This is a genomic window from Acidobacteriota bacterium (assembly GCA_039028635.1).
In the GTDB taxonomy this organism is placed as follows: Bacteria; Acidobacteriota; Thermoanaerobaculia; order Multivoradales; family JBCCEF01; genus JBCCEF01.
The window spans coordinates 51,866-67,503 of sequence record JBCCHV010000024.1 but is presented as its reverse complement, the minus strand read 5'-3'; the positions used below and the strand labels follow the sequence as shown (position 1 = coordinate 67,503).

General features: G+C 67.7%; 14 protein-coding genes. 9 read left to right on the top strand and 5 right to left on the bottom strand.

Annotated features, from left to right (window positions below; translation table 11 throughout):
- The first annotated feature begins 3 nt into the window (after nucleotides 1–3).
- From AAF604_11695 to AAF604_11660, 8 genes are read left to right on the top strand one after another with little or no spacing between them, the layout of a single operon-like run.
- Complete coding sequence (locus tag AAF604_11695) at nucleotides 4–1,443, top strand: aldehyde dehydrogenase family protein (GenBank protein ID MEM7050317.1); 1,440 nt, start codon at nucleotides 4–6, stop codon at nucleotides 1,441–1,443.
- Between the two features lie 21 nt (nucleotides 1,444–1,464).
- Nucleotides 1,465–2,643 carry an iron-containing alcohol dehydrogenase gene (locus AAF604_11690; GenBank protein MEM7050316.1) on the top strand — a complete coding sequence of 393 codons (1,179 nt, stop codon included), beginning with the start codon at nucleotides 1,465–1,467 and terminating at the stop codon, nucleotides 2,641–2,643.
- A complete protein-coding gene (locus tag AAF604_11685; GenBank protein ID MEM7050315.1) occupies nucleotides 2,615–3,781 on the top strand; it encodes a PQQ-binding-like beta-propeller repeat protein in 1,167 nt (388 codons plus the stop codon). Before AAF604_11690 ends, AAF604_11685 begins: the two co-directional genes overlap by 29 nt.
- Nucleotides 3,778–5,118: a coproporphyrinogen-III oxidase family protein gene (locus tag AAF604_11680; GenBank protein MEM7050314.1), complete on the top strand. Its 1,341-nt coding sequence runs from the start codon at nucleotides 3,778–3,780 to the stop codon at nucleotides 5,116–5,118. Before AAF604_11685 ends, AAF604_11680 begins: the two co-directional genes overlap by 4 nt.
- Nucleotides 5,119–5,165: 47 nt before the next feature.
- A complete protein-coding gene (locus AAF604_11675; GenBank protein ID MEM7050313.1) occupies nucleotides 5,166–6,383 on the top strand; it encodes a PQQ-binding-like beta-propeller repeat protein in 1,218 nt (405 codons plus the stop codon).
- 6 nt (nucleotides 6,384–6,389) lie between these two features.
- On the top strand, nucleotides 6,390–8,537 hold the full coding sequence (locus tag AAF604_11670) for a TonB-dependent siderophore receptor (GenBank protein ID MEM7050312.1): 2,148 nt from the start codon (nucleotides 6,390–6,392) through the stop codon (nucleotides 8,535–8,537).
- A 12-nt stretch (nucleotides 8,538–8,549) separates the two neighbouring features.
- Nucleotides 8,550–9,827, top strand: a complete 1,278-nt coding sequence (locus AAF604_11665) for an NAD(P)/FAD-dependent oxidoreductase (GenBank protein ID MEM7050311.1) — start codon at nucleotides 8,550–8,552, stop codon at nucleotides 9,825–9,827.
- Nucleotides 9,824–11,158, top strand: coding sequence for a glycosyltransferase family 4 protein (locus AAF604_11660; protein MEM7050310.1), 1,335 nt, complete (start codon nucleotides 9,824–9,826; stop codon nucleotides 11,156–11,158). The genes AAF604_11665 and AAF604_11660 overlap by 4 nt, the downstream gene beginning before the upstream one ends.
- A gap of 34 nt (nucleotides 11,159–11,192) precedes the next feature.
- On the opposite strand, the gene AAF604_11655 is transcribed toward AAF604_11660, so the two are convergent.
- Both AAF604_11655 and AAF604_11650 read right to left on the bottom strand, forming a co-directional pair.
- Entirely contained in the window at nucleotides 11,193–12,149 is a 957-nt protein-coding gene (locus AAF604_11655) for a matrixin family metalloprotease (protein ID MEM7050309.1), read from the bottom strand.
- Entirely contained in the window at nucleotides 12,149–12,742 is a 594-nt protein-coding gene (locus tag AAF604_11650) for a hypothetical protein (protein ID MEM7050308.1), read from the bottom strand. The genes AAF604_11655 and AAF604_11650 overlap by 1 nt, the downstream gene beginning before the upstream one ends.
- 172 nt (nucleotides 12,743–12,914) lie before the next feature.
- On the opposite strand from AAF604_11650, the gene AAF604_11645 reads away from it, so the two are divergent.
- Nucleotides 12,915–13,346: a thioesterase family protein gene (locus AAF604_11645; protein ID MEM7050307.1), complete on the top strand. Its 432-nt coding sequence runs from the start codon at nucleotides 12,915–12,917 to the stop codon at nucleotides 13,344–13,346.
- A 19-nt stretch (nucleotides 13,347–13,365) separates the two neighbouring features.
- Here the strand turns inward: AAF604_11645 and AAF604_11640 are convergent, their stop codons facing one another.
- The 3 genes from AAF604_11640 to AAF604_11630 all read right to left on the bottom strand — a co-directional run bounded on the left by AAF604_11640 (nucleotide 13,366) and on the right by AAF604_11630 (nucleotide 15,423).
- Nucleotides 13,366–13,743, bottom strand: coding sequence for a hypothetical protein (locus AAF604_11640; protein ID MEM7050306.1), 378 nt, complete (start codon nucleotides 13,741–13,743; stop codon nucleotides 13,366–13,368).
- Nucleotides 13,744–13,812: 69 nt separating this feature from the next.
- Nucleotides 13,813–14,790: a malate dehydrogenase gene (locus AAF604_11635; GenBank protein ID MEM7050305.1), complete on the bottom strand. Its 978-nt coding sequence runs from the start codon at nucleotides 14,788–14,790 to the stop codon at nucleotides 13,813–13,815.
- Between the two features lie 87 nt (nucleotides 14,791–14,877).
- The gene (locus AAF604_11630) at nucleotides 14,878–15,423 is read right to left on the bottom strand and encodes a hypothetical protein (GenBank protein ID MEM7050304.1); all 546 of its coding nucleotides are present in this window, start codon (nucleotides 15,421–15,423) and stop codon (nucleotides 14,878–14,880) included.
- Nucleotides 15,424–15,638 lie beyond the last annotated feature (215 nt).

Here is a 15,638-nt window from a genome sequence, read left to right as displayed (position 1 = left end):
GCCATGCTTCACCTGCCCATCCTGCGCGGCCGGCGCGGGCCCTACCGCAGCCTCACCGTCGAGCGCCTCGATCACGTCACCAGCGGTGAGCCGCTGGCCGAGGTCAGTCAGGCCAATCCCGGCCTGATCGCCCTCGACTACGAGTCCGCACCGCAACGGCGACGAGCCCTCGAGGCGATTCCGGCGGCGGAGCTGATCGCCCGCTGCCGCCGCGCCGCCGAGCTCTTCATGAACGGCGAACTGGTGATCGGCGCCGACGGGGAGACCCAGTCGGCGGACGACTACGTGCGCTGCCTCTCCGGCTCGACGGGCATGCCGGAAGCCCTTTGCCGCGACAACATGAGCAAGCTCGAGTTCGTTTTCGAGCGCATGGAGCAGGTGCTCGCCGGCCTTTCCCGAGGCCTCGATCCGAGCGCCCTCGACCAGGGCTGGACGGAGGAAGACGGACGCACCGTCAGCTTCCTGGCCCAGGCCGACACGCTCGGCGTGATTCTGCCCAGCAACTCTCCCGGGGTGCACTCCCTGTGGCTGCCCTCGGTGGCCCTCAAGACGCCGCTGACCCTCAAGCCCGGTTCGCGCGAGCCGTGGACCCCGCTACGGGCCGCCGCCGCCTTGCTCGCCGCCGGCTGCCCGCCGGAGGCGGTCGCCTTCTACCCGACGAACCATTCCGGCGCCGCCGAGATCTTGCTGCGCAGTGGCCGCTCGATGCTCTTCGGAGACCGCTCGACGGTGCGCAACTGGGCCGACGACGAGCGCGTCCAGCTCCACGGCCCCGGCTGGAGCAAGGTGCTCCTCGGCGCCGACCAGATGCCCCACTGGCAGGACCACCTCGACACCCTGGCGGAGTCGGTGGCGGCCAACGGTGGGCGCTCCTGCGTCAACGCCTCGGGGGTGCGGCTGGCGGCTTCGGGCCAGCACGGCCGCGACCTCGCCGAGGCCCTCGCCGACCGCCTTGCGGCCATCGAGGCGCGCCCCCTCGATCACCCAGCGGCCGCCCTCTGCGGCTTCGGCGACCGCCGCGTCGCCGAGGCCCTCAACGACCTCATCGACCGTCAGCTCGCCACTGGCGGAGCCGAAGACCTCACCGCCCGCGCCCGCGGCGGCGATCGCCTGGTGGAGGTCGATGGCCTGGCCTACCTGTTGCCGACGGTCATCTGGTGCGACGACCCGAATCATCCGCTGGCGCAGACGGAGCTCCTCTTCCCCTTCGTCAGCGTCGTCGAAGTGCCGCCCGAGGACTTGGTGCGCGGTCTCGACGACAGCCTGGTGGTCACCGCCCTGACGCAGGATCCGGAGGTCCACCGAGAGCTGATGGGCAATCGCCACATCGAGCGCCTGAATCTCGGCGCCATTCCGACCTGCCGGGTCTCCTGGGACCAGCCCCACGAGGGCAACCTCTTCGAGCACCTCTACCGCCAGCGTTCCTTCCAGGCCGCCGGCTGATCGACGCCGTTCCTCCACGCCATGCTGTCGTCTCCCGAGATCCTGACCGCCGCTCCAGCTCCCTGGAGCGCCCAGGTCGGCGCCATCGAAGTGCATGGCGGCGCCGGCTGCCTCGCCGAGCTGGTACCGGCGATCGGTCAGCTCGGAGGCTCGCGCGTCCTGCTGGTGACCGACCCCGGCGTGCGCCGCAGCGGCGCCGTCGAGCGGGTGACGGACCAGCTGGCGGCTTCGACCCTGGTGGAGATCTTCGATCGCGTCGACGAGAATCCCAGCGACCTGCAGGTCGAGGACGGCACCGCCGTCGCCGAGGACTTCGGCCCGGACCTGCTGCTCGCCGTCGGCGGCGGCAGCGCCATGGACTGCGCCAAGGGGATCAACTTCCTGCTCACCAACGGCGGTCCGATGGATCGCTGGCAAGGTCATCACCAACCGCGCGAGCCGATGCTGCCGTCGATCGGCATTCCGACCACCGCCGGCACCGGCAGCGAGGCGCAGTCCTTCGCTTTGATCTCGCGCTCGTCGGACCATCAGAAGATGGCCTGCGGCGCCCCCGGGGCACGCTTCCGCAAGGTCTTCCTGGAACCCGACCTGGTGACGACGGTGCCCGCTGGCGTCGCCGCCGCCACCGGCATGGACGCCCTCTCCCATGCCGTCGAAAGCTATGTCACGACGCGCGGCAACCCGATCTCGCGGTTGCTCGCCGCCGAGGCTTGGCGCCTCCTGGCGAGCTCCATCGATGCTTACCTGACGAAGCGCGAACGCGGTGCCGAGGCCCTCCTCGGCAGCCACCTCGCCGGCGCCGCCATCGAGCAGTCGATGCTCGGAGCGGCCCACGCCACCGCCAACCCACTGACCGCCCGCTGGGGCGTCACCCATGGCGTCGCCGTCGGCCTGACCCTGCCGCCCGTGGTGCGCTTCAACGCCCCGGTGGCGGCCGAGCGCTACGGCGAGCTGCTCGCCATCGCCGGCCTCGGCGAACCGGGCGCCGCCGATGCGGCCGAAGGGCTCGCCCGCTGGCTGGAATCTTTCCGCCGTCGCGCCCGGTTACCGGAGTCACTGTCGGCCCTCGGCCACTCGGGCATCGACTCGGCCACCCTCGCAGCCCTCGCCGCGGACGCCCAGGGTCAGTGGACCGGAACCTTCAACCCTCGCGCACTGGAGGCGCAGGACTTTGTCGAGCTCTATCGATCGATTCTCTGAGGCCCGCCGAAGGCCGGTCGCATTCCTGGCCCTCGGCCTCGGGCTGCTGGTCAGCCTCCTGGCCGGCTTACCCCTGGCCGCCGACTGGTCCTCGTTCCGCGGCGACAGCGGTCTGAGCGGCCGAGCCTCGGGCAAGCTGGCGGAAGCGCCCCAGCCGATCTGGACCTTCGAGGTCGAAGACGGCTTCTTCGCCACCGCCGCCATCGTCGGCGACACGGTCTATGCCCCCGGCCTCGACGGCAAGCTCTACGCCCTCGCCGCCACCGATGGTGAGGTGCGCTGGAGCTACGAGGCGCGCAGCGAGATCAAGTCGTCGCCGCTGGTCGATGGCGAAGTGGTCTATTTCGGTGACGAGTCCGGCGCCCTCCACGCCGTCGCCACCGCCGACGGCAAGGCGCGCTGGGTCTTCGAAGCCGGCGCCGCCATCACCTCGTCGCCGAATCTCGCGCCGGGCTGCCTACTCTTCGGGTCCTACGACAACTACCTCTACTGCATCGACCCGGCGCAGGGCGAGCTGCGCTGGAAGGTGGAAACGGAGAGCTATGTCCACGGCACCCCGGCGATCTCCGGCGAGGCCACCCTGGTGGCCGGCTGCGATGGCAACCTGCGCCAGGTGCGCTGGAAGGACGGCCAGCAGACCGCCGCCACCTCCCTCGGCGGCTATGCCGCCGCCAGCCCGGCGATCGCCAACGGCATCGCCTACGTCGGGACCTTCGAGAACCAGGTGCTGGCGATCGACCTCGCCGCCGGCAAGACCCTGTGGACCTACGAGAACCCGGAGCGCCAATTTCCGTACTACGCCTCGGCGGCTCTGGCCGACGATCGCCTGATCATCGCCGGCCGCGACAAGGCGGTGCGCGCCCTGCGCCTGGCAGACGGCTCGGAGATCTGGAAGCGCTCCTTCCGCGCCCGCTTCGACGCCTCGCCGGTGTTGCTCGGCGATCGCGTCTTCGTCGCCGGCCAGGACGGCAAGATCCAGGCCCTCGATCTCACCAGCGGTGAGACCCGCTGGGAGTTCGACACCGGATCCGCCTTCGATGCCTCACCGGCCATCGCCGGCGGCTATCTGGTCATCGGCAGCGCCGATGGCGTGCTCTACACCTTCGGACCGGCTTCCACGGAGTCCCCCGCACGATGAGCCAACCGGATCCGGCCACCTCCGGCCAAACCACCGCCGAGACTCAGGTCGGTAGCGTCTTCGTCTCCAACTATCCGCCGTTTTCGGCCTGGAACGACCGCCAGCTCAGCGCCGTGGAGGAAGCCTTCCAGACTCCCGCCGCGAGCGACGAGCCGTTCGGCCTCTATCTGCACATCCCGTTCTGCCGCAAGCGCTGCAAGTTCTGCTACTTCCGCGTCTACACCGACAAGAACAGCGGCGAGATCAGTCGCTACACGGACGCCCTCGCCCGCGAGGTCGAGCTCTACGCCACCCAGCCGGCCATCGCCGGGCGACCGCTGCGCTTCGTCTATTTCGGTGGCGGCACGCCGTCCTTCATCAGCGTGCGCCACCTCAGTGCGCTGGTCGACCGGGTGCGAGAAGCCTTCTCCTGGGACGCCGTCGAGGAGGTCACCTTCGAGTGCGAGCCGGGCACCCTGACGCGCTCCAAGCTCGCCACCATCCGCGAGCTCGGTGTCACCCGCCTGTCCCTCGGCATCGAGAACTTCAACGACGAGATCCTGCGCGAGAACGGTCGCGCCCACCTCACCCGCGAGATCGATCGCGTGCTGCCGTGGATCACCGACCTCGATTTCGACCAGCTCAACATCGACCTCATCGCCGGCATGGTCGGCGAGACCTGGGAGACCTGGCGCGAGACCATCGAGCGCACCATCGAGCTGGCCCCGGACAGCGTCACCATCTACCAGATGGAGCTGCCCTACAACGCCCGCTTCTCGAAGCAGCTCCTCGAAGGCGGCGGCGAGCTGCCGCCCTTTGCCGACTGGCAGACCAAGCGCGAGTGGAACAACTACGCCATGGAGAGCCTGCAGGCCGCCGGCTACGACGTTTCGAGCGCCTACACCATGATCAAGCCCGGCAAGGCCGGAGCGCGCTTCCTGTACCGCGATGCCCTCTGGCACGGCAGCGACCTGCTCGGCGCCGGCATCGCCTCCTTCTCCCATTTCCGGGGCGTGCACTTCCAGAACAACGCCGGCTGGGGTGATTACCTGGAGGCCATCGAAGAGGGCCGCTTTCCGTGGTCACGAGCCTTCGCCACCGGCGCCGATGACCGTTTGATTCGCGAGCTCATCTTGCAGCTCAAGCTCGGCGCCGTGCGTCAAGAGCCCTTCCTCGAGAAGTTCGGGGTCGACATCCTCGAGCGCTGGCAACCGGTCTGGCACGATCTCGAAGTGCGCGGCATGGCCCACATCGAGAATTCCGCCGGCGTCACCCTCACCCGGCGCGGCCTGCTGCAGGTCGACAGCCTGTTGCCGGGCTTCTACGACCCCCGCTACCAGGGCGCCCGCTACACCTGATGAGCCCTTTTCGCCGCTCTTTTGCAGCCCCGACCCGGAGAACCCCCATGAAGGCAACCCTCGCCCTTTGGCTGCTCGCCACCCTCTGCGCCCTGCCGGCACTGGCTTTCGACTGGCCGCGCTTCCGCGGTCCCGAGGGCACCGGCGTTTCCAGCGAGACGGGGCTCCTCGACGCCTGGCCGGCGGAGGGAGCGGAGATGTTGTGGCAGCGCGATCTCGGACGCGGCTTCTCCGGCATCTCGGTGGTCGAGGACGGTGTCTTCACCCTCTTCGCCAACGGCGACGGCGAGTTCCTGATCCGTCTCGATGCCGCCAGCGGAGGGGAGAAGTGGCGTTATCGCCTCGACGGCCTCTACCGCGACAATCAAGGCGACGGACCGCGGTCGACACCCACCGTCGACGACGGCATCGTCTACGCCTATGGCGCCCGCAGCGTGCTGGTGGCGGTCGATGCCAACAGCGGCAAGGCGCTGTGGTCGCAGGACCTCAAGAAGTCCCTCGGCGCCCGACCGCCGCGCTGGGGCACCAGCGCCCAACCGCTGGTGGTCGATGACCTGGTGCTGGTCGACGTCGGCGGTCGCAAAGGTGCTTCCATCGCCGCCTTCAAGAAGCTCACCGGCGTCGTCGCCTGGACCACCGAAACGGACAAGGCCGGCTACTCGACCCCCTTGCTCCTCGAGGTCGGCGGTCGCCAACAGGTGATCTTCTTCACCGCCAGCCAGCTCGTCGCCCTCGACCCCGGCAACGGCGACCTGCTGTGGAAGCACTCCTGGTCGACGAGCTGGGACGTCAACGCCGCCGCCCCGATCGCGGTGCCGCCGAACGGCCTGTTCGTCTCATCCGGCTACGACACCGGCTCGGCCTTCTACCGCCTGACCGCCGAAGGCGAGCGCCGCGACGCCGTCGAGGTCTGGCGCCAGCGGCGGATGAAGAACAAGTTCTCGAGCTCGGTGCTCTACGAAGGCCACCTCTACGGCTTCGACAACTCGATCCTCAAGTGCCTCGACGCCGCCACCGGTGAAGAGCGCTGGAAGACCCGCGGCTTCGAGCACGGTTCGTTGACCCTCGCCGACGGCAAGCTCTTCATCCTCGGTGAAGGTGGTCGTTTGGCCCTTGCCGAAGCCTCGCCCGAGAGTTACCGCGAGCTTTCCTCCTTCCAGCTCTTCAACGGCAAGAGCTGGACCGTACCCACCCTCGCCCATGGCAAGCTCTTCCTGCGGGACGAGCGCCAGATCGTCGCCCTCGATGTGGCGGCCGGAGACTGACTTCCCGTGATCTTTCATCCCAAGAGCTGGCATCGCCTGCCCCGTCTTGTCGTCCTCGGGCTCTGCGCCCTTTTGCCCGGGGCTGCTCTTTTCGCCGAAGAAGAGTCCGCCTCCGAGAGCCCGAACGAGCCCTACTTGGTCGAGGGTGGCGAGGTGAGGGTGGAGGGCAAGCTGCCCTATGTGCCGACCTCGAACACCGTCGCCGCCAAGCTTCCGCTCTCCCTCGATCGCACGCCGGCGAGCGTCACCGTCGTTCCCACCGCCCTCTTCGGAGAACAGGGCGGCGCGGTGCTGGGCGACGCCCTCGAGAATGCCAGCGGGCTCAACGTCCAGACCGGTAGCGGCGTCTTCGACTTCTTCGTGGTGCGCGGCCTCGATTCGGTGTCGAGCGGCCTCATCCTGACCGATGGAGCTCCCGAGCCGGAGACCACCTTCTACCAGCTCTACAACGTCGAGCGCGCCGAGGTCTACCGCGGCCCGACCGCCTTCCTCTACGGCGGCAGCCCGCTGGGAGGAACCGTCAATCTGGTGCGCAAGCAACCGCTGCCGGCATCCTTCGCTCGGGTCGGTATCGGCGCCGGCTCCTTCGGCACCTTCGAAGGCAACATCGACGCCAACCGCGCCAGCGCCGACGGCGAGTGGAGCTTCCGCCTCAATGGCCTGTGGCGCGAGACCGACGGCTTCCGCGACGACAAGGCGATGGAGACGCGCTCCTTCAACCCCGCCCTCACCTGGCGGCCGCGGGAAGACGTGTCCGTCAACTTCAACCTCGAACGCCTCGAGATCGACGGCGAGAGCGACGCCGGTCTGCCCCTGATCTTCGACGGCCGGGGCGGCGCCAGCCTCGCCCCGGTGCCCTTCGAGCGCTCCTATCAGTCGCCGATCGACCTCTCGGAGCAGGTCATCGACCGCGGCCAGGTCGACATCGAAAAGCGCTTCGGCAGCCGCTTCCTGCTGCGCGACAAGGCCTACTACCGCAATCTCGACTGGGACTCCCGGGGCACCGTCTTCAACGGCGTCCTGGCGGACGTCACCGGCGATCTCGCGATCAGCCGCACGATGTTGATTCTCGACGACGAGCAGACCTTGATCGGCAACCAGCTCGAGGGCATCGCCGAGCTCACCACCGGTGGCGTCGAGCACTCGCTGCTGGTCGGCCTCGAGCTGTCGCAGCTCGAAGACCAGTTCTTCTTCGACGCCCGGCTGCTGCCCAACATCTCGGTGTTCGCTCCGGTCGAAACCTCGCCGACCTCGGCGGATCAGCTCTTCCCGCTCCCCGGCCAGGCGCGCAACGTCGACGCCCGCAGCCGGGTGGTGGCACCCTACATCGTCGACCAGATGCGTTTCGGTGAGCGCTTCGAGCTGCTCCTCGGAGTGCGCTTCGATCGCATCGACTTCGAGGACAACGCCAGCGGCGCCGAGCGCGAGGACGACGAGGTCAGCCCGATGATCGGCGCCGTTTTCGCGGCAACGCCGAAGGTCGTTCTCTACGCCAACGGCGGCGAGGCCTTCGCGCCGCCCTCGACCTTCGCCACCGACCCCAACCGGGTGCCCGAAGAGAGCCGGCAGGTGGAAGCCGGAGTGCGCTTCTCCGGCGCCTGGGCCGGCAGCCTGGCGATCTTCCGACTGGACCGCGAGAACATCGCCATTCCGGTGGGCTTCGGCGTCGAGCGCCAGGTCGGCGACCAGCAGTCCGAGGGCCTCGAGGTCGAGGTCGGCGGCGAGATCGCCCCCGGCACGCGGCTCCATCTCGCCTACGCCTACACCGAGAGCGAGCTCACCCGCTTCAGCGAGCTGCTGTTCCTCGGACCGGCCTTCCCGCCGCTGCTCCTCGATCACTCCGGCAACCGCGCGCCCTTCGCCCCGGAGCATCTCGCCAAGGTCTGGCTCAGCCACCGCTGGGACAACGGCTTCGGCATCGCCGGCGGCGGTCGCTACACCGGCGAGCAGTTCATCGACGAGGACAACGTCTTCACCGTCGGCGATTCCTTTCGCCTCGACCTCTCAGCCTCCTGGGAGCGCGGCCCCTGGCGCCTGCGCTTGAACCTCGACAACGTCACCGACGAAGAAATTCTCACCCGCGGGTTCAGCAACACCTCGGTGATTCCCGCCCCCGGCTTCGCCGCCTCCACGGCTATCGACTACCGCTTTTAGGAGAGCCCCGCCGTGACCCCAGAACCAGCGAATGCTGCAACTTCATACGACTACGACGTCATCGTCATCGGCGGCGGCCCGGCCGGCGCCACTACCGCCACCCTGGTGGCCGAAGCCGGTCACCGGGTGCTGCTCCTCGAGCGCGCCGAGCGGCCGGCCTTCAAGATCGGCGAATCGCTGATGCCGGCGACCTACTGGACCCTCGAACGCCTCGGCGTGCTCGACGAGATGAAGGAGAGCGCCTTCCCGAAGAAGTACTCGGTGCAGTTCTTCAACCGCCACGGCCGCGGCTCGTCGCCCTTCTACTTCCACGAGACGGACGACCACGACTCCTCCCAGACCTGGCAGGTGCTGCGCAGCGAGTTCGACGGCATGCTGCTCGACAACGCCCGCAAGAAGGGCGCCGAGGTGCAGTTCTCCTCGCCGGTGCGGGAAGTGCTCTTCGAGGGCGACCGCGCCCGCGGCGTGCGCGCCGAAGTCGCCGGTGGTCCGGCCCGCGAGCTGAGTTGCCGGGCGGTGGTCGACGCCAGCGGCCAGCGTGCCCTGCTGTCGCGCAAGCTCAAAATCCAGGAGCTGCACCCCTGTCTGAAGAACGCCTCCTACTTCACCCACTACGAGGGCGCCCACTTCGACGACGGCATCGACCGCGGGGCCACCCTCATCCTGCACACCGAGAACCAGGACTCCTGGTTCTGGTTCATTCCGCTGCCCGGAGGCAAGGTCAGCGTCGGCGTCGTCGGTCACATCGACTATCTGACCAAGGGCCGCCCGCGGGATCCGCAGAAGGTGTTCGACGAAGAGCTCGCCCTCTGCTCGGCCCTCGCCGAGCGCCTGGAGGGAGCGCGCCAGGTCCGCGACGTCAAGGTGCTGAAAGACTTCTCGTACCTCTCGACTCAGATGGCCGGCGACGGCTGGATCCTGGCCGGGGACGCCTTTGGCTTCATCGACCCGATTTACTCCTCCGGTGTCTTCCTCGCCCTGAGGTCCGGCGAGATCGCCGCCGACGCCCTGCTCGAGGGCCTCGCCGAGGACGATCTCTCGGAAGCCAGCCTGCGCCGCAACGAGGACGAGTTCGTCGCCGGCATGACCGCCGTCAAGCGGCTGGTCTACGCCTTCTACGACCGCGGTTTCTCCTTCGCCAAGTTCCTCGAGCGCTTCCCGGATTGCCGCGAGGCCGTCGTCGACCTGCTGGTGGGCAACGTCTACCGCCGACCGGTGGATCACCTGATCACTGCCCTCGACGAGTTCCAGAGCCAGGAGGCCGCACCGATCGCCGCCACCGGACGATGAGAATCGCCTACATCGCCGCCGGCGCCGCCGGCATGTACTGCGGTAGCTGTCTGCACGACAACACCCTCGCCGCCGCCTTGATCGAGGCCGGCCACGAGGTCGCCCTGCTGCCCATCTACACGCCGCTGCGCACGGACGAAGACGACGTCAGCGCCGACCGCGTCTTCTATGGCGCCGTCAACGTCTATCTGCAGCAGAAGAGCCGGTTCTTTCGCCGCATGCCGGCCTTCGTCGAGCGCTGGCTCGACAACCGCGGCCTGCTCAATCAGGTCTCGAAGCTGAGCTCGTCGACCGACGCCGGCGAGCTCGGTGAGCTCACCCTGTCGGTACTGCAGGGGGAAGACGGTCGCCAGGCCAAGGAGCTCCAAAAGCTGGTCGATTGGCTGCAGGACTATCAGCCCGACTTGGTTCAGCTCACCAACGCCCTCCTCCTCGGCATGGCCCCGGCCATGCGCCAGGCCCTCGGCGTGCCGGTGATCTGCGGTTTGACCGGGGAGGATCTCTTTCTCGACTACCTGCCAGAGAGCTGGCGCCAGCGCGTCAGCGACGAGCTGCGCCGCCGCGCCGGTGACGCCGACGCCTACGTCGCGACCAGCCGCTACTACACCGAAGAGCTCAAAGAGCGTCTGGCGCTGCCGCCCGAGAACACTTTCGTCGTGCCGCTGGGGATTCGCCTGAGCGACGTCCCGGACGCCACCGAAAGGGACCCGCAAGCACCGCCGCTGATCGGCTATCTGGCCCGCCAGTGCCCGGAGAAAGGGCTCGATCTGCTGGTCGAGGCGTTTCTGAAGATCGCCGCGAAGAATCCCGCACCGCGGCTCGAAGTCGCGGGCTACGTCGGTCCCCGAGACCGCCCCTTTGTCGCCGGCCTCGAGCAGCGCGTCGCCGATGCCGGCTTCGCCGACCGCGTCACCTTCCACGGGGAGGTCGACCGCCAGGGCAAGCTCGACCTGCTGTCGCGCCTCGACATCTTCTCCGTCCCCACCGTTTACCGCGAGCCCAAGGGCCTCTCGGTGCTCGAAGCTCTGGCCCACGGCGTGCCGGTGGTGCAGCCACGCCATGGCGCCTTTCCGGAGATCATCCAGGCCACCGGCGGCGGCGTGCTCACCGATCCCGGTTCCGTCGATGACTTGGTGCACGGCCTCGAGCGCCTGCTCGACAGCCCGAACCTGCGCCACGAGCTCGGCCGCCGCGGCCGCGATCTCGTCCACCGCCGCTTCCACGCCCAGGCGATGGCCGAGGAAACCCTCGCGGTCTACCGGGCGGTGTTGGAAGGCGCGGCTCAGGCCGGGGAACCCACCCGGAACGAAGAAGCGGCGCAGGCCGTTTGACCCGCGCCGCCGGCGCTGCGAGCGAATCCCCGGCCTAGAAACAGAACCGGCCGTTACAGCCGCCGCAGGCCGGGTCCGAGTTGGGCAGCACCCAGATCGTCCCCTGGCGCCAGGCGCTCGAGCCGCAGTCGTTCTGCGACCTCACCCGAATCGAGTAGGGTCCTGGCGTCTGGAAGTACCAGCCGCTCAAGTAGATGTAGTTGGCCGTGCTGGTGGTGCTGAAGAAGTGATTGAGCACCTCCCAGCGATAGCTCTCCGCTCCCGGGATGTGCGGCGTTCGATACTGCTCGTCGGCGCCCTGACAGAGATCGCGATCGGGACCGGAGATGTGGAGCGGCGTCGGCGGTGCCGCCGTGCAGGGGTGATAGCGATCGTAGGAACAACGCAGGGCCTCGCGATCGTCATTGGTCAGGAAGTGCTGCTTGCCGACATAGCCGGCCCGCATGATCGGCCGCGGGCTGGCGACTTCCGAGTGATGGATGCCGAGGGAGTGGCCGAGCTCGTGGATCAGCACCGTCTCGCGATCGAAGTTGGCCCCGGTGTTGGTCCAGGTGACGTTGTTGTTGAAAGTGATGTCGGACTCGATGATCTCCTGCCCGTTCTGAATCACCAGAGCGGTCAGCGCCAAACAGTCTCCGACGCAGCCGTTCCCCGGCGCCCACAGGACGGTATTGATGCCGTCGGTGGCGAAGCCGTTGTTGGTGGTCCAGTCATAATCCAGCACATAGCCGTCGCCGGTGACCTCGTTCCAGGCGTCGATGGCGTTGCGCAGCGGCCCGACGGCGGGCCAGCCCTGGTTCGCCTGGTTGATCCGCCAGCCGATTTCGAGGGTCGTCCAATGGGCAAAGCCACCGGCAGCGTTGCAAGCGACCAGGTTGCCACCGGTGACGCGACCGTTGGCGTTGGCCTGGATCATGCGAAAAGCGAAGGCCGGGAGAGCGACCGCCAAGCTGACGGCGACCGCGAGGGTGATTCGAGCGAGCCGCATCATCACTTCACCTCCTGGGCCTTGACCTGATCCTGTATGGCCTGCTTGAGCTCATCGAGGCCGACCCCTTCGGGCCCGAAGGGCACCTCCGTCTTGCCCTGGGCGTCGGGATAGAGGCCGTGGTCCTTGGCCTGGCTGACGGCCTTCATCTCGCCCTGCTCCTCGACGAGCTCGAAGGCGCCCTGGGAATGATCGCGCACGGTTTCGACCGCCGGCGCTCCGGGCAGATCCTCACGGTTGACGAACAGCACGTAGGAGCTCTGCGGCTCGAGATTCGCACCGCCGACGATCACCGTCGAAAGATCACCGATCGTGCCCCCGAGGAGGGTCACCGTGAGCTCGTCACCACTCTTCTTCGACGCGTCCCCCTTGAGGACCTCCGAAACCGCCAGACGAACGTCCGTCAGCATCAGAGTCCCGCCCTGGTTCCAGTAGGACTCGGCGCCCAGGACCTCGGCCACCACGATCGATTCGTTGTCGGCCACGAGCTTGTCGAGGCCGGCCCGTACGAAGGTCGAACCGTGGGCCGACGAAACCCATCCCAGGGCCACGGCGAGCAAGACAATCCCCTTCAACCATTGCTGGCTGCGCTGCATCGATGTCTCCTTTCCAGGAGTCGTTTGGGGCCTTCACCGGCCAAGCGAGTCGCCGGGTGAAGACCAGATTCGTCCTCTGCGGGCATCCTATGCCGATGATAAATATTATTCAAATATATGCATATAAACTCCTGAGACAGGGCATAATAGACCCTCGCTATACTCCTCGGCCATGGCCGAACCCATCTCAGAATTCAAGGTCTTCCGGCGCGTCGAGTTCGCCGACACGGACACCGGCGGCATCGTCCACTTCTCGCGCTTCTTCGTCTATATGGAAACCGCCGAGCACGAGCTACTGCGTTCCCTCGGCACTCTCGTCCACAGCCGCCACGAAGGCCACACCATCGGCTGGCCGCGGGTCGAGGCCCAGTGCCGTTACCTCAGCCCCCTGCGCTACGGCGACGAGGTCGAGATCCGCCTGCGGGTGGCGCGCAAGGGCCACAGCTCGATGACCTACGAAGCGGACTTCTGGCTCGGCGAGCGCCACGTCGCCCGGGGTCGCATTTCCTCCGTCTGCTGCATTCTCGACGACCCGGCAGGACTCAAGCCGATTCCGATCCCGGCGGCGATCGCCGACCGGCTGGTGGAAGCGACCGGCGGCTGAGGCGCCGCCGGTCTTCTAATCAGGCCTGTCCGGCCTTCAAGAGGCCCGCGAAGGCGCCCCAGTGGCGCCACATCTGGAAAGCCCAGAGCACTAGCACGACCACCCCCGGCGCCATGCTGGCGGGATCGAAGAGGAGGTGGAAGAGCATGATGTTGACCACCACCGGACCGAGCAGGGTGAGCCCCAGCGGGCGGCGGTTGACCAACAGCAGGATGCCGCCGATGATCTCGATCAGCTTGACCACCTTCATGTAGCCGGAGCCGATCAGAAGTCCGATGAACGAGGCGGCGTCCGGCTGCAGCTCCGGCACCGGCAGGAACTTGAAGAATCCGTTCAGTCCGAAGACGATGAAGATCGCCGCCAGGGCGAAGCGGGTCAACAGGTCGAGCCAACGCATGGGAGCTCCTTTCCGAGAGGCCTCGGGGGCCAAGTCCTCGAACAGCGGTGAACGGCTTTCTACCCGGGCTTACAGGAGATCGCGAACGGCGTCGCGCTCTTCGCGCAGCTCGGCGTCCGTGGCCTCCATCCGCTGGCGGCTGAAGTCATCGATCTCGAGATCCTGAACGATGCTCCAGTCACCGTCCCGACAAACGCAGGGGAAGGAATAGATCACCCCAGGGGCAATGCCGTAGCTGCCGTCCGACGGCACCGCCATGCTCACCCAATCGCCTTCGTCCAATCCCAGGGACCAGCTGCGCATGTGATCGATGGCCGCCGAGGCCGCCGAGGCCGCCGAGGATGCGCCGCGCGCCTGGATGATGGCGGCACCGCGCTTCTGCACCGTCGGAATGAAAGTGTCGCGGTACCAGTCCTGGTCGACCTGCGAGGCGGCGGCATCGCCCGCGATGGTGGCGTGGGCGATGTCCGGATACTGAGTCGAGGAGTGGTTGCCCCAGATGATCATCCGCCGGATATCGGTGGCGTGGGCACCGGTCTTCTCGGCGAGCTGGCTGATCGCCCGGTTGTGGTCGAGGCGGGTCATGGCGGTGAACTGGCGGGGATCGAGATCGGGGGCGTTGGCCGCCGCGATCAGGGCGTTGGTGTTGGCGGGATTGCCCACCACCAGAACCTTGACGCCGCGCGAAGCGTGATCGTTGATCGCCTTGCCCTGAGGTCCGAAGATCTTGCCGTTGGCCCCCAAGAGATCGTTGCGCTCCATGCCGGGTCCACGCGGCCGAGCGCCCACCAGGAGGGCGAAGTCGGCGTCCCGGAAACCGGCTTCGAGCTCGGAGGTCGCGACGATGCCGTGGAGCAGCGGGAAGGCGCAGTCGTTGAGCTCCATGACGACCCCACCGAGGGCGTCCATCGCCGGCGGAATCTCGATCAGTTGCAGGATCACGGGCTGATCCGGGCCCAGCATGTCGCCGGCGGCGATGCGAAAGGCCAGGGCGTATCCGATATTGCCGGCCGCGCCGGTGATGGCCACGCGAACGGGGTTCTTCATGGGTCGGTCCTCGTCAGAAAAGCGGATGGGTCGGTCGGTTCGTCGAGAAGCTGCCGGAGTGCCCGGCGCGGCGAGCTTAACAGCCCCTCAGGCCGTACCACGATCCTTCCGAAAGGCGCGCCAAATCATGTACAGGCCGAGGGCCAGCAGAAGCACCGCCCAGAAAACGATGGGCGACGGCAGAATCCTCTCGAGCCAGTCGTAGCGACTGGCGAAGGCGGTCAATCCGAGGCCAGCGAGCACCGCTCCCCAGACCAGCAGCGGCGGCTTGCGCAAGCCACCGGCGAGCCAGGTGGTGAGCAAGGCGAAGCCGACGATCAGAGGAATCCCCGGCAGCCAGTCCAGAAGCGGCCGCCAGCTCAGATAGCCGTAGGTCAGCGAAAAGAAGAGGGCACCGGTGCCGATGCCGGCCGCGGCCTTGCCCAGGGAGCTCGGACGCCGAGTGCCGACGAAGAAGTCGACCGCCGAGGCGAGGCCCCCGAGAATGGCGAAGACGGGCCAGAATTGACGCAGCGGAGGCACCCCGACACCGGCCGCGTCGAGCAACAGCCAGAGCGCCACGGCCACCACCACCACACCGACCACCAGATAGCGCCGGCGTGCCCCGGACGCCGACGGAGTCACATCACTCATCGCCCCAATCTCCTCTCAGCGGTTGTGTTTCGGCTGCGCCCGACCATACCAGCCCACGGCCCGATTCGATCTCGGCCCTTGGTCGACCGGGGTACCGTCGATTACGGTTAACCCGGCCTTCTCACGAGGTTTCCTCGCGACAGGCCGTAGGTTCTTGAAGATTCAGGGCGTCCGTCGCGGCCACGACGCCGCCGTACTCGACGTGCTGAGGAGTG